This is a genomic window from Amphritea sp. GJ51-11 (assembly GCF_055808735.1).
The window spans coordinates 3,188,227-3,213,226 of the sequence record NZ_CM147881.1 but is presented as its reverse complement, the minus strand read 5'-3'; the positions used below and the strand labels follow the sequence as shown (position 1 = coordinate 3,213,226).

Annotated in this window: 20 protein-coding genes and 1 pseudogene; 12 read left to right on the top strand and 9 right to left on the bottom strand. The window is 49.0% G+C overall.

The genetic code is table 11. The annotated features are described in order from the left end of the window. Window positions 1-2 precede the first annotated feature (2 nt). The 7 genes from AC0L4K_RS14355 (at window position 3) to AC0L4K_RS14325 (ending at window position 9,913) form a co-directional block, all read left to right on the top strand. Window positions 3-971 carry a cell division protein FtsQ/DivIB gene (locus AC0L4K_RS14355; protein WP_473266815.1) on the top strand — a complete coding sequence of 323 codons (969 nt, stop codon included), beginning with the start codon at window positions 3-5 and terminating at the stop codon, window positions 969-971. A gap of 10 nt (window positions 972-981) precedes the next feature. After that, a complete protein-coding gene (gene ftsA / locus AC0L4K_RS14350; protein ID WP_473269229.1) occupies window positions 982-2,223 on the top strand; it encodes a cell division protein FtsA in 1,242 nt (413 codons plus the stop codon). A 175-nt stretch (window positions 2,224-2,398) separates the two neighbouring features. Then, the gene (ftsZ, locus tag AC0L4K_RS14345; protein ID WP_417227645.1) at window positions 2,399-3,595 is read left to right on the top strand and encodes a cell division protein FtsZ; all 1,197 of its coding nucleotides are present in this window, start codon (window positions 2,399-2,401) and stop codon (window positions 3,593-3,595) included. A gap of 118 nt (window positions 3,596-3,713) precedes the next feature. After that, the gene (lpxC, locus tag AC0L4K_RS14340) at window positions 3,714-4,628 is read left to right on the top strand and encodes a UDP-3-O-acyl-N-acetylglucosamine deacetylase (RefSeq protein WP_417227545.1); all 915 of its coding nucleotides are present in this window, start codon (window positions 3,714-3,716) and stop codon (window positions 4,626-4,628) included. A gap of 199 nt (window positions 4,629-4,827) precedes the next feature. Continuing rightward, window positions 4,828-7,569: a preprotein translocase subunit SecA gene (secA, locus tag AC0L4K_RS14335; RefSeq protein ID WP_473266813.1), complete on the top strand. Its 2,742-nt coding sequence runs from the start codon at window positions 4,828-4,830 to the stop codon at window positions 7,567-7,569. 97 nt (window positions 7,570-7,666) lie between these two features. Next, window positions 7,667-8,884 carry a bifunctional glutamate N-acetyltransferase/amino-acid acetyltransferase ArgJ gene (argJ, locus tag AC0L4K_RS14330; protein WP_473266811.1) on the top strand — a complete coding sequence of 406 codons (1,218 nt, stop codon included), beginning with the start codon at window positions 7,667-7,669 and terminating at the stop codon, window positions 8,882-8,884. A 24-nt stretch (window positions 8,885-8,908) separates the two neighbouring features. Then, complete coding sequence (locus AC0L4K_RS14325; RefSeq protein WP_473266810.1) at window positions 8,909-9,913, top strand: Nudix family hydrolase; 1,005 nt, start codon at window positions 8,909-8,911, stop codon at window positions 9,911-9,913. A 663-nt stretch (window positions 9,914-10,576) separates the two neighbouring features. Here AC0L4K_RS14325 and AC0L4K_RS14320 read toward each other — a convergent pair. The 5 genes and pseudogenes from AC0L4K_RS14320 to pilB form a co-directional block, all read right to left on the bottom strand. Further along, a complete protein-coding gene (locus AC0L4K_RS14320; protein WP_417227537.1) occupies window positions 10,577-10,819 on the bottom strand; it encodes a DNA gyrase inhibitor YacG in 243 nt (80 codons plus the stop codon). Further along, window positions 10,809-11,429: a dephospho-CoA kinase gene (gene coaE / locus AC0L4K_RS14315; RefSeq protein WP_473266808.1), complete on the bottom strand. Its 621-nt coding sequence runs from the start codon at window positions 11,427-11,429 to the stop codon at window positions 10,809-10,811. Before coaE ends, AC0L4K_RS14320 begins: the two co-directional genes overlap by 11 nt. 53 nt (window positions 11,430-11,482) lie before the next feature. Then, complete coding sequence (locus AC0L4K_RS14310; RefSeq protein WP_473269228.1) at window positions 11,483-12,487, bottom strand: prepilin peptidase; 1,005 nt, start codon at window positions 12,485-12,487, stop codon at window positions 11,483-11,485. Between the two features lie 97 nt (window positions 12,488-12,584). Next, a complete protein-coding gene (locus AC0L4K_RS14305; RefSeq protein ID WP_473266806.1) occupies window positions 12,585-13,811 on the bottom strand; it encodes a type II secretion system F family protein in 1,227 nt (408 codons plus the stop codon). Between the two features lie 47 nt (window positions 13,812-13,858). After that, window positions 13,859-15,576 (bottom strand): annotated as a pseudogene (gene pilB, locus AC0L4K_RS14300) (type IV-A pilus assembly ATPase PilB). 359 nt (window positions 15,577-15,935) lie between these two features. On the opposite strand from pilB, the gene AC0L4K_RS14295 reads away from it, so the two are divergent. Together AC0L4K_RS14295 and AC0L4K_RS14290 are read left to right on the top strand one after the other, a co-directional pair. Next, complete coding sequence (locus AC0L4K_RS14295) at window positions 15,936-16,445, top strand: pilin (RefSeq protein ID WP_473266805.1); 510 nt, start codon at window positions 15,936-15,938, stop codon at window positions 16,443-16,445. 88 nt (window positions 16,446-16,533) lie between these two features. Further along, window positions 16,534-16,893, top strand: a complete 360-nt coding sequence (locus tag AC0L4K_RS14290; RefSeq protein WP_473266803.1) for a hypothetical protein — start codon at window positions 16,534-16,536, stop codon at window positions 16,891-16,893. A gap of 282 nt (window positions 16,894-17,175) precedes the next feature. On the opposite strand, the gene nadC is transcribed toward AC0L4K_RS14290, so the two are convergent. Continuing rightward, a complete protein-coding gene (gene nadC, locus AC0L4K_RS14285; protein WP_473266801.1) occupies window positions 17,176-18,021 on the bottom strand; it encodes a carboxylating nicotinate-nucleotide diphosphorylase in 846 nt (281 codons plus the stop codon). Window positions 18,022-18,096: 75 nt separating this feature from the next. Between nadC and ampD the strand changes: the two genes are divergently transcribed. From ampD to AC0L4K_RS14270, 3 genes are all read left to right on the top strand, one after another. Continuing rightward, window positions 18,097-18,768, top strand: coding sequence for a 1,6-anhydro-N-acetylmuramyl-L-alanine amidase AmpD (ampD, locus tag AC0L4K_RS14280; RefSeq protein ID WP_473269227.1), 672 nt, complete (start codon window positions 18,097-18,099; stop codon window positions 18,766-18,768). After that, a complete protein-coding gene (locus AC0L4K_RS14275; RefSeq protein ID WP_473266800.1) occupies window positions 18,765-19,610 on the top strand; it encodes a hypothetical protein in 846 nt (281 codons plus the stop codon). The genes ampD and AC0L4K_RS14275 overlap by 4 nt, the downstream gene beginning before the upstream one ends. Before the next feature lie 167 nt (window positions 19,611-19,777). Next, window positions 19,778-20,824: an ABC transporter ATP-binding protein gene (locus AC0L4K_RS14270; RefSeq protein WP_473266798.1), complete on the top strand. Its 1,047-nt coding sequence runs from the start codon at window positions 19,778-19,780 to the stop codon at window positions 20,822-20,824. A 411-nt stretch (window positions 20,825-21,235) separates the two neighbouring features. Here AC0L4K_RS14270 and AC0L4K_RS14265 read toward each other — a convergent pair whose 3' ends face one another. The 3 genes from AC0L4K_RS14265 to AC0L4K_RS14255 all read right to left on the bottom strand — a co-directional run bounded on the left by AC0L4K_RS14265 (window position 21,236) and on the right by AC0L4K_RS14255 (window position 24,973). Next, window positions 21,236-22,930 (bottom strand): ABC transporter permease, encoded by a 1,695-nt coding sequence (locus AC0L4K_RS14265; protein ID WP_417227517.1) that lies wholly within the window; start codon window positions 22,928-22,930, stop codon window positions 21,236-21,238. An 81-nt stretch (window positions 22,931-23,011) separates the two neighbouring features. Beyond that, window positions 23,012-24,043: a Fe(3+) ABC transporter substrate-binding protein gene (locus AC0L4K_RS14260; RefSeq protein WP_473266797.1), complete on the bottom strand. Its 1,032-nt coding sequence runs from the start codon at window positions 24,041-24,043 to the stop codon at window positions 23,012-23,014. A gap of 216 nt (window positions 24,044-24,259) precedes the next feature. Then, complete coding sequence (locus AC0L4K_RS14255) at window positions 24,260-24,973, bottom strand: 16S rRNA (uracil(1498)-N(3))-methyltransferase (RefSeq protein ID WP_417227513.1); 714 nt, start codon at window positions 24,971-24,973, stop codon at window positions 24,260-24,262. Between the last annotated feature and the right edge of the window lie 27 nt (window positions 24,974-25,000).

Genomic DNA, 25,000 nt, shown 5'->3' with positions numbered 1-25,000 from the left:
CTGTGTTGAAGAAACTGTTTTCAACTGAAGAGCCACAGCCTGAAGCGCCTAAAAGAGGGGCGTCGGCAACGGTTTATAAGAAAACAGATGAACCAAAACATAAAGTTGGCAAGGGTTGGTTTAGGCGCATAAAGCCGATAGCACGTTCAGTTAACAATGACACACAGGAAGTACAGCCTGGCAGCCAAGCGGCCGTTGATACAGACCATGATGTCTTGCCTCGTTGGCAGACTATCGATGGTGATTGGTGGATCAAGCCAGCCACTATTTTGACGGCACTCGCAGTGTTTTTTGCCCTAGGTAATTATGCCTTTGGGTCGTTGTATAGTTGGCTGGATCAGCCGGTTGAACGGGTGACTTTCGCCGGTAATACGCGCCACCTTGACCGACAGCAGATCGCCGCTAAGTCAGTTGCCTTGATGGATGGCGGTTTATTGAGTGCCGATATTCAGGCGGTTAAAGAGGGGATACAGGCGAATCCTTGGGTTTATCAGGTTGGGATAAGTCGGCGTTGGCCTGCATCGCTTTATTTAACGGTCACCGAAGAGGTGCCGATTGCCCGTTGGGGTGAAGATGGTTTGTTAAACCACGAAGGGGATATTTTTTGGCCCGATGATGTTGCTAAGTACAACGCATTGCCGCGTTTAAAGGGGCCTTCGAGTAACACTGGGATGATGATGTCGGAGTATTACGACTTAAATCAGATGTTGCGTAATACCGGTTTGCAATTGGTGGAGTTACAGCTGGAAGCGAGAGGGGCTTGGACTCTATTGCTGGATAACGGTATTCGCGTGATTGTCGGCCGAGATCAGGTTGTAGCAAGGTTAGAACGTTTTTTGAAAGTCTATCAGCAGCGTTTGCAAGCAGAAGCAGATGCTGGCCGGATAGAGCAGATTGATATTCGATACAACAACGGCATAGCCGTTAAGTGGCGCCCTTTGGCCGCCACAGATGAACAACAACAAGGTTGATACAGTGAATATGGCAATGAAGCCTGGAAATAATATGATTGTGGCGCTGGATATAGGGACCTCAAAAGTGGTCTGCCTTGTGGGTGAGGTTGGCCTAGATGGCACGATCGATATCGTTGGTATTGGCTCCCATGAGTCCCGTGGGCTAAAGCGCGGCGTGGTGGTGAATATCGAATCCACGGTGCACTCCATACAGCGAGCGGTGGAAGAAGCCGAACTGATGGCTGGTTGTAAGATCCATTCGGTGACAGTGGGTATCGCCGGTAGCCATATTAATAGCATGAATTCTCACGGCATCGTCGCGGTGCGTGAGGGTGAAGTGATGGAACACGATCTAGAGCGGGTGATTGATGCTGCTCGAGCGGTGGCCATTCCCGCTGATCAAAAGATTCTGCATATTTTACCGCAAGAGTATGTCATCGATAATCAGGAAGGTATCCGTGAGCCACTGGGTATGTCCGGTGTTCGATTGGAAGCTAAGGTGCATCTGGTGACCGGTGCGGTAAACGCGGTACAAAATATTGAAAAGTGTGTTCAGCGTTGCGGTTTAGCGGTGGATAACTCGGTGTTGGAACAATTAGCGTCCAGTTTTTCAGTATTGACCGATGACGAAAAAGAGCTCGGCGTTTGCATGGTGGATATGGGGGGCGGCACGACCGACATTGCAATCTTTACCGGTGGCTCTATTCGCCATACGGCGGTGATTCCCATTGCCGGAGATCAGGTGACCAACGATATTGCTATGGCGTTACGCACACCGACACCCCACGCAGAAGAGATCAAAATTAAATATGCCTGCGCATTGGCGCAGTTGGCTAGTGCCGATGACACCATTAAGGTGCCGAGTGTGGGGGATCGTCCGGCGCGGGATCTATCCCGGCAGGCGTTAGCTGAGGTGGTTGAGCCTCGCTATGACGAACTGTTCACCCTGATACAGGCTGAGCTGAGGCGCAGTGGATTCGAAGATTTAGTCGCGGCAGGTATTGTCCTGACCGGCGGCACGGCGAAGATGGAAGGTGCAGTGGAGCTGGCGGAAGAAATTTTCCACATGCCGGTCCGTCTGGCGTTGCCAAAGGGGGTACGGGGAATGGGTGATATTTTGAATAGCCCTATCTACGCCACTGGCATTGGCTTGCTGCAATACGCTAAACAGGATATTCAGCATATGGCTGAAGCGGTACCGGTTGATGATGGTGTTGAGCAACCCAATGTTCTGCAGCGGATGAAGACCTGGTTTCAGGGGAACTTCTGATGATTTTGTAAGCGAAATAAAGAACGGACGCAACATAATAAATTTAGAGCGGGGCGTGATACACAGTGTGTTATCCCCGGGTGATTGAAGTATTCACAGGATGTGACAGTCAGCAATGAAACAGAATGCAACACAAGCAGGTGCGGGTCGGGCACTGAACCTGGAGGGAAGGGATATGTTTGAATTAGTGAATAACATTGCACAGAGCGCCGTCATTAAAGTGATCGGTGTGGGTGGTGGCGGCGGCAACGCGGTCCAGCACATGGTCTCGTCAGAAGTTGATGGGGTTGAGTTTATCTGTGCCAACACCGATGCGCAGGCCTTGAATAATATGGCCTCGCGCAGTGTCCTGCAATTAGGTGGCGAGATCACCAAAGGGTTGGGCGCGGGGGCAAATCCGGATATTGGTCGTCAGGCCGCACTGGAAGATCGGGATCAGATCGTCGAGATGCTGAGCGGTGCCGATATGGTGTTTATCACCGCCGGTATGGGCGGCGGTACTGGCACCGGTGCGGCACCGATTGTGGCTGAAGTGGCTAAAGAACTCGGTATTTTGACCGTTGCCGTGGTGACCAAGCCATTCCCGTTTGAAGGTAAGAAGCGCATGCTGATTGCCGATCAGGGGATCAAAGAGTTATCCGAGCATGTTGATTCATTGATTATCGTGCCTAACGAGAAGCTGCTTCAGGTGCTGGGTAAAAACTGCACTCTGATGAAGGCGTTCGATGAAGCGAACGATGTATTGAAAGGTGCGGTACAGGGTATTTCTGACCTAATTATCCGCCCGGGTATGATCAACGTCGACTTCGCCGATGTTCGTACTGTGATGTCTGAAATGGGTACCTCGATGATGGGGACTGGTATGGCGCGGGGTGAAAACCGGGCGATGGAAGCCGCACAGGCGGCGGTTCGCAGTCCATTGTTGGAAGATGTCGATCTGATGGGCGCTCGCGGTATCTTGGTTAATATCACAGCGGGTCTAGATTTAGGTCTCGGTGAGTTTAGTGATGTCGGTCAGGTAATTGAAGAGTTCGCCTCTGATAATGCCATTGTCGTGGTTGGAACCGTTATCGATCCAGAAATGACCGATGATATTAAAGTGACTGTTGTTGCCACCGGTTTACAAAAAGCGGCACCAGAGGACACTACCGTTAAAGTGGTCAGTAGCAACCGTAAGCCCGATGGTGCGCTGGATCTGGATCAACTGGAACTACCAGCGGTGCACCGCCGTAAAGCGGATCATATCAGTGCTGAAAAAAATAGAGTCTCTCAGCGGGAACTTTCTGGCTCACAGCAGTCGAAGAGTAGCACGCAAGGGGAAACCGAGACCTATCTGGATATCCCGACATTTCTGCGGCGTCAGGCGGATTAAGGGTTTATACCCATGCGCTTGACATTGTCGGTGTTACGCTTAATCAGTTATTGCTGATATAGGCGTAATTTTGTTAGAATGGCGCGTTTATCGCCACAAAATAACCTTGGCAGGAAATATGATCGGACAACGTACTTTACGCAACAGCATTAAAGCAACTGGCGTGGGCCTCCACACCGGGCAGAAGGTGTATTTGACACTGAAGCCTGCACCCGTGGATACCGGTATTGTTTTCCGTCGTGTCGATCTTGATCCTGTGGTCGAGATTCATGCGCGGGCGAAGAATGTGGGTGATACCACATTGTCGACCAATCTGCAGAAAGGTGATGTTCGGGTTTCTACGGTAGAGCATCTGTTGTCAGCGATGGCAGGATTGGGTATCGATAATGCTTTTGTTGAGTTGAGTGCAGAAGAAGTGCCGATTATGGATGGCAGCGCAGCGCCGTTTGTCTTCCTAATTCAATCAGCCGGTATTCACGAGCAGGATGCACCGAAGCAGTTTATCCGCATTAAGAAAGAGATTCGTGTTGAATTGGATGATAAATCAGCAACCTTTAAGCCATTTGAAGGCTTTAAAGTTGGTTTTACCATCGAGTTTGACCACCCTGCCTTTGCTGAACGCAATATGGAAGCTACCCTTGATTTTTCCAGCACTTCATTTGTTAAAGAGGTTAGCCGGGCACGTACCTTTGGTTTTATGCGGGATATTGAATACCTGCGAGCGCAAAACCTAGCCCTTGGCGGAAGCATGGATAATGCCATTGTCGTGGATGATTACCGCATTCTGAATGAAGATGGGCTGCGTTACGATGATGAGTTTGTTAAACACAAGGTGTTGGATGCTGTCGGCGACCTTTATCTATTAGGTAAAAGCCTGATTGGTGAATTCCACGGTTTTAAATCCGGCCATTATTTAAATAACCTCCTACTGCGTAAGCTTCTGGAAACAGAAGATGCTTGGGAGATTGTTACCTTTGAAGGGCGTGAGCAATCAGTGCCTATTTCATACTTACAACCAGCAGCTGTAAGCTAAGCGGTTGTAACGCCATAAAAGCCGAACTATTTAGTTCGGCTTTTTACGCTTTTTACGCTTTTTACCAGTCATTTATCCCCACAGAAAAAATATCCCTATTGAGATTCAATTTGATGCCCCAATAGATGTAGAATGTTGCGTTAATTTTATACTTTAATCGGCTCAAGCCCGCCGCTGCTAATAGGTAAATAATCAGATTATGTTCACTTCGATGTTAAAGAAGGTTTTTGGTAGTAAGAACGACCGTGTGCTCAAACAGATGGGTAAGGTTGTTAAGCAGATCAATAGCTATGAAAGCGAAGTTGAACCTCTCTCCGATGATGATCTGAAAGCCAAGACGGTTGAGTTTAAGGCGCGCCTCGAACAGGGTGAATCCCTCGATGCGCTGTTGCCTGAAGCGTTTGCCGTGGTACGGGAAGCATCACGCCGGGTCATGGGGATGCGTCACTTCGATGTGCAGATGATCGGTGGTATCACCCTGCATGAGGGTAAAGTTGCAGAGATGCGCACCGGTGAGGGTAAAACACTGGTGGCGACACTGCCTGTGTATCTCAATGCATTAGCGGGCCGCGGTGTTCATGTTGTCACCGTGAACGATTATCTGGCCAGCCGAGATGCAGAGTGGATGCGCCCACTGTATGAATTTCTCGGTATGAGCGTGGGCGTGGTTTTATCTGGTCAGGATCCGCAAACCAAACGCGACGCTTATCATTGCGATATTACCTACGGTACTAACAACGAATTTGGCTTCGACTATTTGCGCGATAATATGGCTTTTAGTGTCGAAGACAAAGTACAGCGAGACTTTTTCTTTTCGGTTGTGGATGAGGTTGACTCTATCTTGATCGATGAGGCGCGTACGCCATTGATTATTTCTGGCGCCGCGGAAGATAGCTCTGAAATGTACCGCAAAATGAACACCTTGATTCCGGTACTGGAAAAGTTTGATGGTGAGATCGATCCTAAAGAAGAGATCGAGATCGATGGTGATTTTGCCGTTGATGAGAAAAACCGCTCGGTTGAGTTAACGGAGCGCGGTCATCAACGTATCGAAGAGATGCTCTCGAAAGAGGGGATTCTTGCCGAAGGCGAAAGCCTCTATGCGCCACAAAACTTGGGTATGTTACATCATGTCTTAGCGGCACTGCGGGCGCATAACCTGTTTCAGCGGGATGTTGACTACATCGTGCAGAATGGTGAAGTGGTTATCGTTGATGAGCACACTGGCCGTATTATGCCGGGTCGCCGTTGGTCTGAAGGCTTGCATCAGGCGGTTGAAGCAAAAGAAGGCGTGCATATTAATCAAGAAAGTCAGACGTTGGCATCAACCACTTTCCAGAACTATTTCCGCTTGTATGAAAAGCTGTCAGGTATGACCGGTACTGCGGATACTGAAGCATTCGAATTGAATCAGATCTATGGTTTGGATGTTGTAGTTATCCCGACCAATGTGCCCGTTGCGCGGATCGACTATAACGATTTGGTCTTCCTCACGATTGAAGAGAAATATGAAGCGATTCTAAAAGAGATCGAGCATTGCGTTGAAGAGAAACGTCCCGTACTGGTGGGTACTGCCTCGGTTGAATCTTCTGAAATGATCTCTAATTTCTTGAAGAAGAAAAACTTCCCTCACAATGTTTTGAACGCTAAGAACCACGGTAAGGAAGCGACGATTATCGCCGATGCTGGCCGTGCCGGTGCGGTGACAATTGCCACCAACATGGCGGGTCGTGGTACTGATATCGTCTTGGGTGGTAAGTTTGAATCGGTATTGGAAGGTTTAGATAACCCGACTGAAGAGCAGGTCGCGGCAGCTAAGGCTGAATGGCAAGAGCGTCATGATGCAGTATTGAAGGCGGGCGGCCTGCATATTATCGGTACTGAGCGTCATGAATCACGCCGTATCGATAACCAGCTTCGAGGTCGTGCCGGTCGTCAGGGTGATAACGGCTCGTCACGTTTCTTCCTGTCATTGGAAGATGATCTGATGCGTATCTTTGCCTCCGATCGTGTGCGTCAGTTTATGAAAGCGCTGGGAATGGAAAAGGGCGAAGCGATCGAGCATAAGATGGTCTCTAACGCGATTGAAAAAGCACAGCGTAAAGTTGAAGGCCGTAACTACGATATTCGTAAGCAACTGCTGGAATATGATGATGTGGCGAACGATCAACGCCGGGCGGTCTATGATCAACGTAATGAACTGATGGCCACCAATGATATTTCTGAAACTATTGAGGCGGTGCGCGCTGAAGTGGTTGAAAATGCGATCAATGATTATATCAAGCCGCAGAGCTTGGAAGAGCAGTGGGATGTTGCTGGGCTAGAGAAACACATTGAGTCTGAATTTGGCATAGAGATGCCGATTCAGGAGTGGCTGGATAAAGATGACACCCTGCATGAAGATACACTGCGCGAGCGAATTCTGCGTGATATCGTCGAAGATTATCAGGCTAAAGCAGCGTTTGTTGGGGTAGAAAATATGCGCCTGTTCGAGAAACAGGTGATGTTGCAGGTGCTAGATACACTGTGGAAAGAGCATCTACAGTCTATGGATATGCTGCGCCAAGGGATTCATCTGCGCGGTTATGCACAGAAAAACCCAAAACAGGAATATAAACGCGAATCGTTTATCTTGTTTGAACATCTGTTGGAAAATATTAAGACCGATGTGATCAAAATCTTGAGTCATGTACAGGTACGCCAACCAGAAGAGCTGGACGAGTTAGAACGCCAGCGTCGTGAGCAGGCTGAACAGCAGCAGATGAATTTCCAGCATGCTGAGTCATCAGCGATGGCCGTTGATGAATCTGAGACTGAAGCACCAGAAGCGGTGGCTGAAGTTGAAACTTTTGTACGCGATGGTAAAAAAGTCGGGCGTAATGATCCCTGTCCTTGTGGTTCAGGTAAGAAGTTTAAACAGTGTCACGGTAAGCTGAGCTGATCGCTTAAGGGGTAATACTTACCCCGATCCGGTGATTGATTAATTGATAGAAAGCAGCCAAGCTGCTTTCTTTTTTTCAAGGTTTAAGGAGTTGGTAATGGCAGTAGGTCCTGGCACGCTTCCAACGCTGCACCCGGTTGCAGGGTTTCGTATAGGTACAACATCCGCAGGCGTTAAAAAGCCAGGCCGAAAAGATCTGGTATTGATGGAGGTTGCCGCTGGCGCATCGATGGCGGGTGTTTTTACTCTTAATCAGTTCTGTGCTGCGCCGGTGAGAATTTGTAAACAGCATCTGCAACAGGGAATGCCTAGCTATCTGGTGACCAATACCGGCAATGCCAATGCTGGTACCGGTAAAGAAGGCTATCAGGACGCGCTGGCTGTGTGTCAGGCCGTGGCTGAAACGGCGGGTGTAACGTCTGCTCAGGTATTGCCATTCTCAACCGGAGTGATTGGTGAAAAGCTACCGAAAGAACGCATCATTAGTGCGATCCCCGCCGCTTTTGACGCTCTGTCGGATAACGGCTGGCTAGAGGCTGCCAGTGGTATTATGACCACCGATACTCGCCCTAAAGCCTATTCGATGCAGATTGAACATCAAGGGCAGTTGATTACCCTAACCGGCATCTCCAAAGGTGCCGGTATGATCAAACCGAATATGGCGACCATGTTGGCCTATATTGCTACCGATGCGAAGGTTGAGGCGGCACTGCTGCAAACTCTATTGAGTCGTGCGGCGGATCGTTCGTTTAACCGTATTACCATCGATGGCGATACGTCTACCAATGATTCCTGCATGTTGATAGCGACTGGTGCCAGTGGTATCGACGTTAGCGAAGCAACAGCCGAGTTGTTGGCTTTGTTTGATGCGGCGGTCAACAAGGTGTTGCTCGAACTAGCACAGGCTATTGTGCGTGACGGCGAAGGGGCGACCAAATTTGTTACCATCAGTGTTGAGCAGGCGGCTAGTTCTGAGGAAGCGTTAAAAACGGCTTATGCAGTGGCACATTCTCCGTTGGTGAAAACCGCTCTGTTTGCCAGTGACCCTAACTGGGGGCGAATCCTAGCGGCGGTGGGCTATGCTGGGGTTGATAATCTCGATGTTGATGCACTGCAAATCTGGCTAGGTGAAGCTTGTATCGTTGAAAACGGTGGTCGTGCGGCCAGTTATACCGAAGCGGCTGGACAGGCAGTGATGAGTCGGGAAGAGATTACTATTCGTATTCTGCTTAATCGAGGTGATCAACAAGAAACGGTTTGGACCACTGATTTGAGCAAAGACTATGTTGCTATCAATGCGGACTACCGTTCTTAATCAATCGTTGAGTAGGAACGCGTTTTGTCTAAATTGATTCATGTGGCGGCGGCAGCGATCTTTAATGAGTCTGGCGAATTGCTTCTGGCACTGCGTAATAGCAAGCAGCATCAGGGCGGTTTATGGGAGTTTCCCGGGGGCAAGGTGGAGCCGGGCGAATCTGCCCACGACGCACTGACCCGTGAGCTGCATGAAGAGTTAGGTATTACCATCGATCTGGCGGCCTCTCGGCCGTTGATACAGGTGCCTTATCATTATCCGGATAAATCAGTATTGCTGGATGTGTTTCGGGTCAATCGGTTTAGCGGTGATGCTTATGGCCGAGAAGGTCAGCCGCTAAAATGGATCCGTTTGTCTGAGTTACCGAACTATCAGTTTCCGGCGGCGAATAAACCGATTGTGAATGCGCTGTTATTGCCGAATGCGATTGCGATTACGCCGGAATATTCGACAGAGGCTTTGTTAGAAGACGGTCAGATGAGCGAGTCGTGCTTAACTGAGCTAGCCGATCAGTATGGCAGATTCGTGGCTCAAGCGATGCTTAATGGCGCTGACGCGATTATGTTGCGGGCAAAGCATCTTGATAACTCTGTGCAGTTAGCGCTTTATACGCAGCTTGCTGAGCGTTTTAAAAGCCGGCCGATCATCTGGAATACCTCGATCGAAGCGGCTAATGAGGCCAAAGTACCCGTTATTCATTTAAGTTCTGACCGTTTACAGCAGTTGGATCGTCAAGGGCCTAATGGTCGCGACCTATTTTCAGGCCGTTGGTTGGGAGCATCCTGTCATAGCTTAGAACAGATTCAGCAGGCTGAGCGGGTCGGAGTGGATTACATTACCCTATCGCCAGTTCAGCAGACGCCGAGTCATCCCGATACTGCACCGCTAGGTTGGGATGAATTTACCCGGCAGGTGAGTCAAACAAGGTTGCCGGTCTATGCGCTGGGTGGGGTATCACTCGATAATATTGATACAGCGATCCATGTTGGTGGCCAAGGAATCGCAGCGATTAGCGGGTTTCGCTGTTGATGCGTAGGTAATCGCTGCCAGACGCAGCTCCTATATCAAAACAGAAACCGCTCTTGTAGGAGCCCCGCTCGGGGCGATGAATTTTAACCCAAACATCGCTGCCAGAGGCAACTCCTACATCAAAACAGCAACCGCTCTTGTAGGAACCCCTTCTAGGGGCGATAAACCTCAACAAGCAATATCGCCGCCAGAGGCCGCTCCTACATCAAAACAACAACCGCTCTTGTAGGAGCCCCGTCTCGGGGCGATAAACCTCAACAAGCAACATCGCCGCCAGAGGCAGCTTCTACATCAAAACAGCAACCGCTCTTGTAGGAGCCCCGTCTCGGGGCGGTAAACCTCAACAAACAATATCGCCGCCAGAGATATCTCCTACATCAAAACAGCAACCGCTCTTGTAGGAGCCCCTTCTAGGGGCGATAAACCTCAACAAGCAACATCGCCGCCAGAGGTAGCTCCTACATCAAAACAGCAACCGCTCTTGTAGGAGCCCCGTCTCGGGGCGATAAACCTCAACAAACAATATCGCCGCCAGAGATATCTCCTACATCAAAACAGCAACCGCTCTTGTAGGGGCCCCGTCTCGGGGCGATAAAGCTAGATCAACATAATCGCGTCGAGCCTTCATATCACAATGAAAAGCTGCCATAGATATCCTGTGAATTAGTGCAGCGGTCGGTCTAGATAATCGGTGCCTTCGGCATCCTCAAAGCTGCTGCTGTAATCGTCGACACTGGGTTCGGCGGCAATCTGGTATTCTTCGGCCGCCCATGCTCCCAGATCGATCATTTTACAACGTTCACTGCAGAATGGCCGAAACGGATTATCGCTACTCCATTCCTGCTCTTTCTTACAACAAGGGCAGGCGACTAGCGGTTTGTTACCGTGTGTGGGGTTATTTGCCAAGGTCGGACTCCTGTTCCTGTCGTGCTTGCGCCAGAAACTTTAAATGTAGTTGTTCAATCTGTGGTTTCAGATCCGCGAAAGAGCCGCTGTTATCGATCAGATCATCGGCTTTAGTGATGCGTTCATCATGGGGCATCTGTGCGGCGATAATCGCTTTTACCTGTGCAATATCTGTATTATCGCGTGTCACGGTACGGCTAATCTGAGTCGCTTCATCCACATCGACCACCACAATATGGTTTACCAACAGATGCTGATCGGTTTCTAATAAAAGTGGTGATGCCAAGATAGCATAGTCTGAATCACACCGATCCAGCTTTAATAGAATGCGATCTCTAATGAGAGGGTGTAGTAGCTGTTCCAACCAGTCCCGTTGGCGGGGATCGGAAAAGACAATCTTTCGCAGGGCTTTGCGGTCTAGCCCGCCGTTCGCTAAGCGTATCTCAGGGCCGAAGCGTCGGGTAATTTTTTCTAGCGCGGGCTCGCCGGGTTCGACGACTTCACGGGCGACTTGGTCCGCATCAATCACGGTCACGGCTAACTGCTCAAATAGGTGGGAGACTGCAGATTTTCCACTGCTAATACCACCGGTAAGACCCACTACAAACATATTAGTCTCTCTGAATTCAGCGTTGTATGTACTTGCTCTGATCGGCTCAACGACTATAAGCTTAGCAGCTGTAGATACCAATCGGTAAGATTATCGCCCCATAATAGCGCAACCCAACCCGCACCTGCTAGATAGGGGCCGAACGGCATCGGTGTTTGCGATCCGTGACGCCGGAAAAGTATCATTAAACCGCCGGTTAGTGCGCCAATCAGCGATGAAACGAGAATTATCAGCGGTAACATATCCGCTCCGGCCCAAGCGCCAAGTGCTGCGAGTAACTTAAAATCACCGTAACCCATCCCTTCTTTACCAGTCACTAGCTTAAATAACCAGTAGACTGACCAGAGCGAGAGATAGCCAAGAACTGCGCCCCAGAGTGCCGAGGGCAGGCTGGTGAAATAGCCAAAGCTATTAACGATCAGACCGATCCAAAGTAGCGGTAGGGTGATTTTATCCGGTAATAGTTGATGATCTAGGTCGATCGCGGTCAGCGTGATTAGGCACCAACTAAAGACAATAATCGCCAGCGCCACGGTATTAAAACCAAATTGATAGACGATAAAGGCGGACATTATGGCGGTAATCAGCTCAATCAGAGGATAGCGTATTGAGATGCGGGTTTTACAGCCGCTACAACGACCTCTGAGGATCAGAAAATAGCTGATGAGAGGGATGTTTTCATACCAACGAATTAGGTGATTACAGTTAGGGCAGGTTGATGCCGGTTGGGCAAGGTTAAAGACTTTGTTGGCCTCTTCTCTCTCTGTGGCTTCCGGTATGGGTTGTGTTGCTAATGCTGAGGGTTCTACAAGTGCTGAGTCGGCCTGATCTGTATTAGAAAAAACCGTCTCTTCGAGTTGAGCATCTGCTGTTGTTGTTTCCAATGCCGAGTCTGTTGATGTTGACCCAAGAGCCTCTTCTGCCATCTCCAGCCATTCCCGCTCCATCATCAACGGCAGACGATAAATAACCACATTCATAAAACTGCCGATTAGCAATGAAAAAATAAAGGTTAAAGAGATCGCCAGCCAAGGTTGCGCTGCAATTATGTCGAACATCATGCTAATTCGGCCTACTGTCGTACTGATTGCTCAAAATTAAAATCTTTAACCTGAAACGTTTTTATTAAAGCGAAAACTGTAATCCTGGAAGTTTTTACACAACATTACCGAGCTGGAAGATTGGTAGATACATGGCGATAACCAAACCACCCACCAGAATACCGAGAATCGACATAATTAGCGGCTCTATCAGGGTAGATAGGTTATCCACAGCGTTATCGACCTCCTCTTCATAATAACTGGCAACTTTATCAAGCATCATCTCCAGAGAGCCTGCTTCTTCACCGATGGCGATCATCTGAGTGGCCATCGGCGGGAATAACCCGGTCATATTGACGGCGTTTTGCAGGGATTGGCCGGTCGAGACGCCATTTTTGATTTGGTGAATGGCCTTTTCATAGACAACATTACCGGATGCACCCGCGGCAGAATCCAATGCATCTACCAAGGGTACCCCGGCAGCAAAGGTGGTAGCTAAGGTTCGGGCAAAGCGGGCAATGGATGAATTGTGTAGAATTTGCCCGATGATGGGGATTTTAAGCATGGTACGATCGAGCCACTCGCGGAAGCCTCTCGATTTTTCATGGGCCTTAGTAAAGGCGAAGCCGGCTAATACAATGACGATAATGGCAACAAACCACCAGTCTTGGGCAACTTTTGACAGGCCGACAACAAATTGAGTAAAGGCAGGTAAATCGGCACCAAAGCTGGAAAATACGCTTTCAAATTGCGGTACTACTTTGATCAACAGAATCGCTGACACGACTAAACCGACCACGATAACGGCGATAGGGTAGGTCAGGGCTTTTTTGATTTTCTTCTTAAGGGTTTCGATCTTCTCTTTATAGCTGGCTATACGATCGAGCATGGTTTCCAGTGAGCCGGAGCTTTCACCCGCGTGGACAAGGTTGCAGTACAGATCATCAAAATATTTGGGGTGTCGTTCTAAAGCCTTCGCAAAGCTGGTGCCGCCGCTGACATCGGATTTTAGATCGTAGATAACCTTTTTCATTTTGGCTTTTTCAATACCGTTGGCGACGATTTCGAAGCCCTGAAGTAGGGGTACACCGGATTTCAGCATGGTGGCGGTCTGTCGAGTGAACAGGGCGATATCCAGCGGTTTTATCGGTTTGTTATGGTTGCTAAACATGCTGTGCGTTTGTTTACGCACTTTTTTCGGCATGATGCCTTGCTTGCGCAGCATCGCTTTAGCTTCCGTTATACTCTCAGCATTGATGGCCCCCTTACTTGGGTTGCCACTTTTGTCCTTGCCTTCCCAGTTAAAAGTCAGAGGGGTTTTGTCTGCTGCTTTCTTCGCCATCTGAATAACTTCCGTTTACAGGTTGAAATATTTTAAGGTTAGCATTATCAGAGCTTAATAACCCGGTTCATCTCTTCGAGGCTGGTAATGCCTTGAATGACTTTGCGTAGGCCTGATTTGCGCAACGATCTAAAGCCCTGTTTGTTTGCTTGGGCGAGTATATCCAAAGATGAACCATTATCCATGATGACCTGAGCAATTTCAGGCGTCATCTTCATTGTTTCATAGACACCCACGCGGCCCTTATAGCCCTTATTACATTTGTTACAGCCTTCGGGGTTGTGCTCAAATAGGTTTAGGCCTTCATCGATCTGTGCTTGGGTGAAGCCTTCCTCTAACAGTGTCGCTTCAGGGATAGTGGTCGGTTTTTTACAGCCACTGCATAGGCGTCTACCGAGGCGCTGGGCAATAATGAGCGATACCGAGGTGGCAATGTTGAAGGCGGGTACCCCCATATTACGTAATCGGGTTAATGTCTCAGCGGCACTGTTGGTGTGCAATGTAGATAACACCATATGGCCGGTTTGAGCGGCTTTGATAGCGATCTCTGCGGTTTCAATATCCCGTATTTCCCCCACCATAACCACATCCGGGTCTTGACGTAGGAAGGAGCGCAGTGCTTCGGCAAAGGTTAGACCTACTTTGTTATTCACATGGACCTGGTTGATCCCTTCGAGGTTGATCTCCACAGGGTCTTCAGCGGTTGAGATATTGCGTTCAACGGTGTTGAGGATATTCAGGCCGGTGTAGAGCGAAACGGTTTTACCACTACCGGTGGGGCCGGTGACCAGAATCATCCCCTGGGGCTTCTGTAGAGTCTCCATATAGAGATCTTTCTGATCATCATCATACCCCAGTGCTTCAATCCCCATCTGGGCACTCGTCGGATCGAGAATACGCAGCACGACCTTTTCGCCCCATAGCGTCGGCAGGGTGTTAACCCGGAAATCGATCGCTCGATTTTTAGATATTTTCATCTTAATCCGACCATCTTGCGGCATGCGTCGTTCAGAGATATCCATCTGAGACATGACTTTAAGACGGGCGCAGAGTCGGGGGGCTAAGTTTGAGGGGGTTTAGCGACCTCTTGTAAAATACCATCGATTCGGCAGCGGATTCGGTAAGTTTTTTCATAGGGTTCAAAGTGAATATCTGACGCGCCGTTTTTAATGGCATCAAGCAAAATCTTATTAACGAAACGCACGATAGGCGCATCGTTGGCCGCCTCTTCATTGTTATCCTCTTGAGGCTCTTGTAACCCTTCATCAATCTCTAGGTTGTCGAGGTCGGCATCTTCTAGGCCATCGAGAGCCGAGTTTTGTTCATCCAAGAAGGTGTCGATAAGGTGGGATAGTTTATCCTCTTCAACGATAACCCCTTCGGTGGTGGTACCGGTGTGAAATTTAAACTCATCTAACGCCTGGATGTTGGTAGGGTCAGAGATGGCCACATAGAGGCGATTTTCTCGCTTAATTAATGGTAGTGCGTGGTGCTTGGTAATGAGGTTCTCATCGACCAACCCTTGCGGCAGCGATTCGATATCGATCACATCGAGATCAAACAGTGGCATGCCAAACTCATCGGCGGCGGCTGCTGCTGCCCGATAAGCACTGACGAGACGGTTTTCGATAATATGGGCAATAAAGGGTTTATTGTCTTTACGGGCGGTTTTAAGTGCATCCATTGCCACATCGGATGAAAACACACCGTCGTTGACCAATCGTCTAGCCAAGCCGCTGAGGGGCTGAAAGGGTTGTACACTCATCGTTTCAGAGAATCCATTTTTTATCTGTTGCTCTCGGTTAAAATGGTCTTATTTAGCCTATTAATAGCGGCATGGAAAAGATCACCTGACGTACTGGCTTGATTTGCGACTTTAGTAGCAAGTTAAATGCCGCGCTAACCGCTTAACTGTCTTGTATTATTATCTATATGTAAAGTAACATCTATTAGTCGGTTTGAGAATCAACAGACGCTTGCTTTAAGTCACTGGACTGCCATAAAAAATAGGTTACTATTCATATCAGGCTCGTAAGGAGCAGGGATGAGGGGCCATATGGCAAGGGAAGGAGTCGTTCGGAGCAGGGACGATGAAGAATACTTTACTCGCTGGAGAGATAACTTATGAAAAAAACGATGAATAAACAACAGGGTTTTACCCTGATCGAATTGATGATCGTGGTCGCGATTATCGGCATCTTGGCAGCGATTGCGTTGCCGGCATATCAGACTTACACGCTCAAAGCCAAAATGTCTGAAGTGACCCTGGCTGCCAGTTCATGTCGGACAACGATTACAGAGAAGTATCAAACTGCATCGACAACCCCAGTTGCAGGTAATTGGGGGTGCGAATCTGCTACAGCTACAACTAAATATGTTAAGTCTATAGGGACTGGTACAAACGGTGCGGTTGGAGTTCAAATTCAAGGCCTTGGCACTGGGTTAGATGATGAATATGTCTTCTTGGAACCGATGACTTCTACAGCTAATACTGCGATGACGGTTGCGTCTAATTTGGGTCAGCCAGTATATGAATGGCGGTGTGGAGCGTCTAACGATGATGTATTGAACGTACTTCCTGGTTCTTGTAGTCATAAGTTTACAACAGCTCCGACTGTGAAATCTGCTCCTTAAAATTTCGAACATTACCTAAAGGGGCTTTATAGTCCCTTTTTTATTGTGTGTCTTTTTTATAAAGCTACAGACAAGGTAGTCTGGATTAATGAATAAAAAAACAATGCTCATTTTATTGGTTGCGATTACCGCAGCAGTGACTTACTTCCTTTATGATGAACCCTTATCGCTGGCTAAGCGGGCCGCGGTTGAGGCGGACTTAGCGACCCAACTGGAAAAGTATCCTGCTACGCCTGTTTGGTGGTCGGATGGTGGTATTTTGGCGATCGGTATGCTGCCCCGTGAGAATGGTGAAAAACGTAATGATAGTGCCACCGAAATCTGCCAGATTCTGTGGAATAATAACGTCAATAAAACTGTGGTTGAGGTTTATGACATTCTTCAAATTCAGAAAAGTGATGAGTGGGAACTGATCGGCGCAGCGGATTGTCGTCGTAAAGCGCCATAAGATGTTAGATTCATAATTCGCTAAAATCTATCTTTTATCGCAAATCAAGCGATAAATGGCGGGATTTATACTCAAAATGAGTATTTTATATTGGCGGTTTATTCTTTCCTTTTTGGAATAAGTTTTTTGAGCGGTATTTCGAATATTACTGGTTTGCATCGAGAATGAATCCACTTAAATAACGGATTCATTCTGTTTGTGCAACTGTAGATAGACCAAGTGGTCAATAAATAATCAGTGTGCTTTGTGGCTTTATAGCGTTAGCACTGAGTGCCTAAGGTGTTACACAAACCGCATCGATAGGTCGACCGCTTTACAATCCTTGGTTAACAGGCCAATAGAGATATAGTCGACGCCGGTTTCGGCAATGCTACGTAAAGTGTTTTGATCAATGCCGCCGGAGGCTTCTAGTTTGGCTGGGGTGGGGTGTTGTTTGTTTTTCTGTACCGCTAAACGCAGTCCTGCGTGATCAAAATTATCCAACATAACAATGTCGGCATTGGCGTCTAGCGCCTGCTGCAGTTCGTCAAAGGACTCGACTTCCACCTCAACCGCTTTGTCCGGTTCATTCTGTTTGGCGGTGGCCACCGCGTTGGCGATCGAGCCGCAGGCCATAATATGGTTCTCTTTAATCAGGAACGCGTCATAGAGGCCGATACGATGGTTATAGCACTGTCCGCAGCTGACCGCATATTTCTGTGCTAACCGAAGGCCTGGAATGGTTTTACGGGTATCGAGCAGTTTAACGCCGGTGCCTTCAACCAGTGAGGCATAATAAGCGCTGATGGTGGCGGTGCCGGAAAGGGTTTGCAGAAAGTTTAAGGCGCTGCGCTCACCGGTCAGTAGTGAACGGGCTGGGCCTTCAAGTTCAAACAAGGCTTGATTTGGCTTCACCCGGTCGCCGTCATCCACTAACCAGTTAACCTTGACGTTTTTATCCACTTGATAAAAAACTTCATTAACCCAACGAACGCCACAGATAACCGCGTCATCACGGCAGATCACCCGTGCTTTAGCCTGTTGCTCTGCTGGAATCAAACGGGCGGTAATATCGCCATCACCGATATCTTCCAACAATGCGGTACGCACGGTGGCGGGGATATCACTGAGTAGTTGGGTGTTGGCCATGGGAGCTCCGTTAAATGATCTGATTCCGGTTAATCAGCTATCACAGGCGAAGGCTGTGTTGATAGCTTGTCTGATGTGTGCGGCGTGGTACTATTCAGTCAGTGGTCGCTCACAGGCGGCTATTCTAACGGAAACCTGTCGGGTAAAGTAGTCGCTGTTCGAGGAAAAATGACGCAGTCTAAGGATAATTTACAGATCAACGCGGGGTGGTTGAGTGCTGCGGTGCATTGCCCATCGCCGAACTTTAATCAGCGCCCAGCAGAGCAGTTACCGCGCTTGCTGGTGGTGCATAATATCAGTTTACCGCCGGGCAAATTTGGCGGTGGCTATATCGAAGATTTCTTTGTTAATCAACTGGACGCGAATGCCGACCCCTATTTTGCCACGATCGACACCCTTAAGGTGTCTGCTCATCTATTGATTAAGCGCACAGGGCAGTTGGTGCAGTTCGTTAGTTTTGATCAGCGTGCCTGGCATGCAGGGCAGTCGCATTATGCTGGCTGCGACAACTGCAATGACTTCTCTATTGGTATTGAGCTTGAAGGTGCCGACCTTATTCCTTATACGGAACAACAGTATCAACAGCTAGCGCGTGTGGCCGCAGCGCTGATTGCTTACTATCCTGATATGAGACCAGATCAGATTACTGGCCATTCGGATATCGCGCCGCAACGTAAGACCGATCCGGGCCCTGCCTTTAATCGGGATTATTTTAATCGGCTGCTAACCATGGAGATACAGGGATGAAATTCTTAGCGGTCATGCTCGTGCTGATCTTCGGGCGTTATAAACGCCGCTCACAACGGGCGGTTGAGTTGGCTCAAGCGAATCAACCGGGAAAAGATCGTTATTGGTGGCTGCTTATTTTCGGTTTGCTCGTTGGAGAGGTGCTGCTGCTCGAATGGTTTAGTTGGTCCTTTGGTTTCTTGCTGTTGGTAGCCGAGTTGTTAGCGCTGTACTTCTATTTGGAAAACTGGTCGCCCAGCGATATAACCGGCAAATATTATCAGGATTGGTGTCGGGGCGACTTTGAAGCATCGTGGTTGCAGTTAGCCGGTTTGTTAGGGCTTCAGCGAACCGATGATGTGATCGACACTCCTGCAGCTCATTATGCTATTTGTCAGCAGTATCTCTACCTATCATTGACCGGCTTCTTTGCCGTGCTGTTTTGGTTTGTTTGTTTAGGGGTGCCGGGTTTGTTTCTCGCGCTGTGGGCCGGTTGGACGCTACAACGGTTGGCGGCTAAGCGGTTGGATAGCGTCGCGCAATGGGTGATTTTAATACCGGCTAGGCTGTTAGGATTCACATTCTTTATCGTCGGTAATGGCTTTAGTGCCTATAGCCAGTTGAAGCACCCAGAATCCAAGGGGTTAAAACCGCGTGAATGGTTATTTCAGATCGCGCTTGGAGCTATCGGAGAGGATAGCACTTATCAATTTCAACGGGCTAATGGAGGCGATGAGCAGTTTATGCATCATGCGGCAGAAGAGATTGTTAGCCTCAATCAATTGATTCGACGTGCCGCGATTCTGTGGTTGCTGGTGTTGGGGCTGCTTACCATGCTCGGTATCGAGTCGCCTTTTTATTGAACCGATGTTAGTGCTATCAAGAAAAACCTCAGCTTGATAGCGAGGTCTGTATAATCACCATCGTCAAATATTCCTTTTGATTGCTCGAGTTACAACGGTTAGATGGTTGAAATATTACCAGATATAAGCGAGAATCATTTTCATTTAGGATAGCGAGCACCCAACGTATGACCCCTCTACTGGAACTCAACTCACTTAGTTGTGGCTATGACGATACAGTGATCGCTGAACAGCTGAATTTTCAGCTGCACTCGGGCGAAATTGCCTGTCTGCTAGGCCCTAGTGGTTGCGGTAAAACGACGGTATTACGTGCGATTGCCGGTTTCAATCCGGTGTTAGCTGGGCGTATTCTACAGAATGGTCAAGCGATCTCTACCGCCGCCTTCACTCAGCCGCCAGAGCAGCGGAGTATCGGTGTTGTATTTCAAGATTATGCACTGTTTCCGCACTTGAGCGTGTTTGACAATATTGCTTTTGGCTTGCAGAAACACAGTGCGGCTGAAAAAAGACGCTCGGTGGCTGAGCTGTTGAAGCTGGTGGAGCTTCCTGATATTTCTGCCCGTTACCCCCATGAGTTATCCGGTGGTCAGCAGCAGCGGGTGGCGCTAGCCCGAGCATTAGCGCCGAAGCCCAACCTGCTATTGATGGACGAACCGTTTTCCAATTTGGATACCGATCTGCGTCGTCAGCTGGCCTTAGAAGTTCGGGCTATTCTTAAAGATCAAGGTATCGCCTCAATTATGGTGACCCATGATCAGGAAGAAGCGTTTGCGATCAGTGATAAGCTGGGGATTCTGGCACAGGGGCAACTGCAACAGTGGGGCTCGCCAACCGAACTCTACTATCAGCCAGTTAATCCTTTGGTGGCAGGCTTTGTCGGCAAAGGGGAGTTGTTTGATGGGGAGTGCTTGAATGAAACCTCAGTGAAAACCGAGCTAGGCACGCTGGATTTTGCTGAGCCTTTCGGTGGGGCTTCAGGTAAGCATCTATCTCTCTTTATCCGCCCTGCTGATATCCGTCCGAGTATGGATAAAGGGAGTGTGATGGCCCTTGTTGAGCAGAAAGAATTTTTGGGTCATTCGGTGGTATATCATCTGTTGCTGCCATCAGGCCGGCGAATTGAATCTGAAATATTTGAACCGCTGATGTTCGAAGTTGGTTCGCAGGTTTCGTTGCATGTCGCTGCACATCGCCCTATCGCGTTTTCTAGCTAAATCTATCGCCCCGGGACGGGGCTCCCACAGAGGCTTTATTAATGTGGGAACTGCCTTTGGCAGCGATGGTTTTTGGTTGGTCTTATCGCCCTCAGGACAGGGCTCCCTCAGGGGCTTTATTAATGTGGGAGCTGCCTCCGGCAGCGATGGTTTTAGCTGGTTTTATCGCCCCGGGACGGGGCTCCCACAGAGGCTTTATTAATGTGGGAGCTGCCTCTGGCAGCGATGGTTTTTGGTTGGTTTTATCGCCCCGGGACGGGGCTCCCACAGAGGCTTTATTAATATGGGAGCGGCCTCTGGCAGCGATGGTTTTTGGTTGGTTTTATCGCCCCGGGACAGGGCTCCCACAGGGGGGGCATTGTTATTGCTGGGATTGCCTCTGGCAGCGATGTTATTTAATCTCGTTTGGGTTTAGTGGATATCGCGGGTGCCAGATATGGTGCGGCTTAAGAGAATAACCGGAATAATGCCCACAAGTACAATCAATAGCGCTGCTAATGAGCAGGCTTCTAGCATTTCGTCAGAGGCATACTGGTAAACGTAGGTGGCTAAGGTGTCGTAATTAAAGGGCCGCAAAATTAGCGTTGCTGGCAGCTCCTTCATTGAATCAACAAACACCACTAAAGCCGCAGTGAGAATACCGCCTTTAATGAGCGGTAGGTGTACCTTCAGTAGGGTTTGCAGTGGCGAGAGACCTAATGAGCGGGAGGCCATATCCATACTTTCGGTAATCTTATTCAAGCTGGATTCTACCGACCCGAGGGAAACCGCTAAAAAGCGTACGACATAGGCGAAGATAACAGCAAAAGCGGTGCCGCTAAGCAATAGACCCGTGGAAATGCCAAAAAACTGATCCATCAGATTGTCGATGGTATTATCGAATGCTGCCAAAGGAATAATGACACCAATCGCTAGCACAGCTCCGGGCATGGCATAGCCGAGGCTTGAAAACTGCACGGCTATCTTGAGGCTCTTGTTGCGATGCAGTCGTTTGGAATAAGCCAGAAGTAGGGCGATGATAATGGTTAGTATCGCTGCGCTACTGGAGAGTATAAAGCTATGGCTCGCATAGGTGAAAAACTCAAGCGTCCAGAGCTGATCGATATGTTTCAGTGCATAGCCCGCTAATACCCACACCGGAATAGCAAAGCCTGTGATTACCGGTAGCGCGCAGAGTAGCGTGGCGCCCCAAGCTCGCCAGCCGGTTAATCGATAACCGGTGAGTGTTTTGTAGCGATCAGAGCTATTGAATTGCCGTTGCTTCGCGCGTGCAAGGCGCTCCAGTGAAATTAGTACCACGACAAAGATCATCATTAGGCTGGCGATCTGCGCTGCGCCGCCGAGGTTGCCCATATTTAGCCAGGTATCATAGATGCCCGCGCTCATGCTTTTGACGGCAAAATAATCCACCGTACCAAAATCATTAATGGTTTCCATGGAAACCAAAGATAAACCCACGGCGATTGCGGGGCGGGCAATTGGCAGGGATACCCGATAGAAGCTTTGTAGTGGCGTGCAGCCGAGAGTCCGGCTAGCGTCATGAATCGTTGTCGATTGTTCTAAAAATGTGGCGCGGGTTAATAGATAGACGTAGGGGTATAGCACCATCGATAGCATTAGAATCGCGCCACCAAGGGTACGAATATCGGGAAACCAGTAATCTCGCGCGGTTTGCCAGCCAAACAGCTCCCGCAGGGCTATCTGTAACGGCCCGGAGTATTCCAGTAGGTCGGTGTAGACATAAGCGATCACATAGGCTGGTACGGCAAAGGGCAGTAGCAATGCCCACTCGAACAGTTTGCGTCCAGGAAAGCGGCACATGGTTACCAGCCAAGCACCGCAAACGCCGGTCGCAATGGATAGTGCGCCTACGCCGACCATCAATGCGAGCGTCGTCGTGACATAGACCGGTAACACGGTGGCAGCGAGATGTGACCAGATATTTTCTTTGGGAAACAGAGCAAGATAAAAAACCGAGAGGATCGGCAGTGCCACCATCAACGCGGTGCCCCAGGTGCCACTGTACCAACCAAACAGATAGTTTTTTTGTGGTGTCATGAGAGTTGGGGGCTGCTTGATTTTTGGGATGGCTTGTTCTGCCTGCATAACGCTGTCTTCTTAAACAAAAAACGGTAGCGCGCAGACTACCGTTTTGATGTCGAATTGTCCAAATATGTCGGTGTCGGTTTAGTTATCAAAACCTACTTTATCAACCATACGTGCGGCGGTTGCGCGTAGTTCGGCAATTTCTTGCAGGCTGACGTTATCCTGTTTGAAGTCGCCCATATATTCGTCGAGTAGCGCCGAACGTTTGGTGCCTGGGCGAATTGGGAATTCAAAGTTAGCTTCAGCATACATGGATTGTGCTTTGGCTTGACTGAGGAACTCCATTAGTTGGATCGCCGCTTGTTTATTCGGTGCGTATTTTGTCAGTGCTGCTCCAGAGATGCTCATGTGTGAACCGCGGTCTTTCTGATTCGGGAACACGAGGTTAACGGCATTAGCCCACTCTTTCTGTTCTGGCTGCTTATCATTGGTCAGCATCTTGCCAAAGTAGTAAGAGTTACCCAGTGCGAGGTCGCAAACCCCCTCTTTAACGGCTTTAACTTGAGCGCGGTCGTTGCCCTGTGGTTTGCGAGCGAGGTTGGCTTTCAGACCTTCGAGCCACTGTTCCGCTTCGGCTTCGCCATGGTGAATAATCATTGAACCGATCAGTGACAGGTTGTAAGTGTGCTTACCGCTACGGGTGCAGATACGGCCTTCCCATTTAGGATCCGTGAGATCTTCGTAGGTTTCAATTTCGCCGGGTTTGACTCGATCTTTCGAAGCGTAGATCAAGCGGGTGCGGCTGGTTAAACCAAACCAGTGGGCATCAGGATCACGATAATGAGCTGGGATATTTTCTTCTAACACATCACTGTGGACCGCTTGGGTTAGACCCTTAGCGACAACATCGTAAAGCGGACCAATATCTGATGTCAGTACGATATCTGCAGGTGAGTTTTTGCCTTCATGCTCTAAGCGCTCGATCAGGCCTTTTTTCGCAAATACCACATTGGTTTTGATACCGGTCTCTTCAGTAAAGGCATCGAGCATCGGTTGAATTAAAAACTGCTGGCGGTAAGAGTAGATGTTCACTTCATCAGCGGCAGACACATGAGTGGCGGCTAGAGTGAGAGGTAGAGTAAGAAACGCCAGTTTTTTCAAATTATTACGCATTATAGGGATACCTGATCTATGAGACCGCATGCAGCTACCGGGTAACGGCGAATGCGTTACGCTCGAGAGCGTCGAGTCATTGTGTATTGCTAATGGGAACTATTCTTATTTATAGCGGGGTTAATGTCAATGGTAATGCGTATGATTCTCAATTAAATTGACCGAAATCAGTTTGACGGCTATTAATTAAGTTCTAAATCTCTGCTGTAGAGGGTTTCATACCGGGAATAGTTTGGCTAGTAACACTGGCACGGCGTTTTCGACCCTGAGGATACGGGGGCCGATATGAATAGCTGCAAACCCGACATCCTGCAGTTTTTCCACTTCATAGGGGATAAACCCCCCTTCAGGGCCGACGGCAAGGGTTGTTTTAACCGACTCTGCGGGCGGACAAATCGCGGCGTTATAAGGGTGGGCGACCAGTGCGCGGCTGTGCTGAACGATTACCGGTAACTCATCTTCGACAAAGGGTTTAAAGCGTTTGCGTAGGTGAACTTCAGGCATTTGGGTGTCGCCTGCTTGCTCTAGGCCAAGCAGTAACTGTTCTGTTAGGGATTGTGTCTGCAACAGAGGGGTCGACCAGTAACTCTTATCAACCTTATATGAGTTGATCAGGTAGATCTGCTTGACCCCCATACTGGTAACGGTTTGCAGGGTGCGCTTAAGCATTTTCGGCCGAGGCAGTGCTAGCAGTAGAGTCAGGGGGAGCGGCGCGGGTGGTTGCTGAGTCAGCTTAACCTGCAATGTGATGCTTTGCTCCGTCAGACTGAGGACAATGCCTTGGCCAATTTCGCCATTGAGCAAACCCACTTTAAGCGACTGCGCTGGCACCGGTTGGTGAAACTGTTTGATGTGGTGAAAACGTCGATCGCTGATGACGACGGTATCAACGGCGGTAAAATCACTTTCAAAAAGCAGAATCAGGTTCATGGTGTCCCAGCGTAGCATCAATTTAGG

What these genes read in the sequence shown, in the direction of transcription:
- ftsZ (WP_417227645.1), top strand. Translation starts at nt 2,399, where the DNA reads ATGTTTGAATTAGTGAATAACATTGCACAGAGCGCCGTCATTAAAGTG.
- AC0L4K_RS14275 (WP_473266800.1), top strand. Translation starts at nt 18,765, where the DNA reads ATGAAATTCTTAGCGGTCATGCTCGTGCTGATCTTCGGGCGTTATAAA.
- argJ (WP_473266811.1), top strand. Translation starts at nt 7,667, where the DNA reads ATGGCAGTAGGTCCTGGCACGCTTCCAACGCTGCACCCGGTTGCAGGG.
- lpxC (WP_417227545.1), top strand. Translation starts at nt 3,714, where the DNA reads ATGATCGGACAACGTACTTTACGCAACAGCATTAAAGCAACTGGCGTG.
- AC0L4K_RS14290 (WP_473266803.1), top strand. Translation starts at nt 16,534, where the DNA reads ATGAATAAAAAAACAATGCTCATTTTATTGGTTGCGATTACCGCAGCA.
- AC0L4K_RS14255 (WP_417227513.1), bottom strand. Translation starts at nt 24,973, where the DNA reads ATGAACCTGATTCTGCTTTTTGAAAGTGATTTTACCGCCGTTGATACC.
- AC0L4K_RS14310 (WP_473269228.1), bottom strand. Translation starts at nt 12,487, where the DNA reads ATGTTCGACATAATTGCAGCGCAACCTTGGCTGGCGATCTCTTTAACC.
- ftsA (WP_473269229.1), top strand. Translation starts at nt 982, where the DNA reads ATGGCAATGAAGCCTGGAAATAATATGATTGTGGCGCTGGATATAGGG.
- nadC (WP_473266801.1), bottom strand. Translation starts at nt 18,021, where the DNA reads ATGGCCAACACCCAACTACTCAGTGATATCCCCGCCACCGTGCGTACC.
- AC0L4K_RS14270 (WP_473266798.1), top strand. Translation starts at nt 19,778, where the DNA reads ATGACCCCTCTACTGGAACTCAACTCACTTAGTTGTGGCTATGACGAT.
- AC0L4K_RS14265 (WP_417227517.1), bottom strand. Translation starts at nt 22,930, where the DNA reads ATGCAGGCAGAACAAGCCATCCCAAAAATCAAGCAGCCCCCAACTCTC.
- AC0L4K_RS14260 (WP_473266797.1), bottom strand. Translation starts at nt 24,043, where the DNA reads ATGCGTAATAATTTGAAAAAACTGGCGTTTCTTACTCTACCTCTCACT.
- AC0L4K_RS14295 (WP_473266805.1), top strand. Translation starts at nt 15,936, where the DNA reads ATGAAAAAAACGATGAATAAACAACAGGGTTTTACCCTGATCGAATTG.
- secA (WP_473266813.1), top strand. Translation starts at nt 4,828, where the DNA reads ATGTTCACTTCGATGTTAAAGAAGGTTTTTGGTAGTAAGAACGACCGT.
- coaE (WP_473266808.1), bottom strand. Translation starts at nt 11,429, where the DNA reads ATGTTTGTAGTGGGTCTTACCGGTGGTATTAGCAGTGGAAAATCTGCA.
- AC0L4K_RS14305 (WP_473266806.1), bottom strand. Translation starts at nt 13,811, where the DNA reads ATGGCGAAGAAAGCAGCAGACAAAACCCCTCTGACTTTTAACTGGGAA.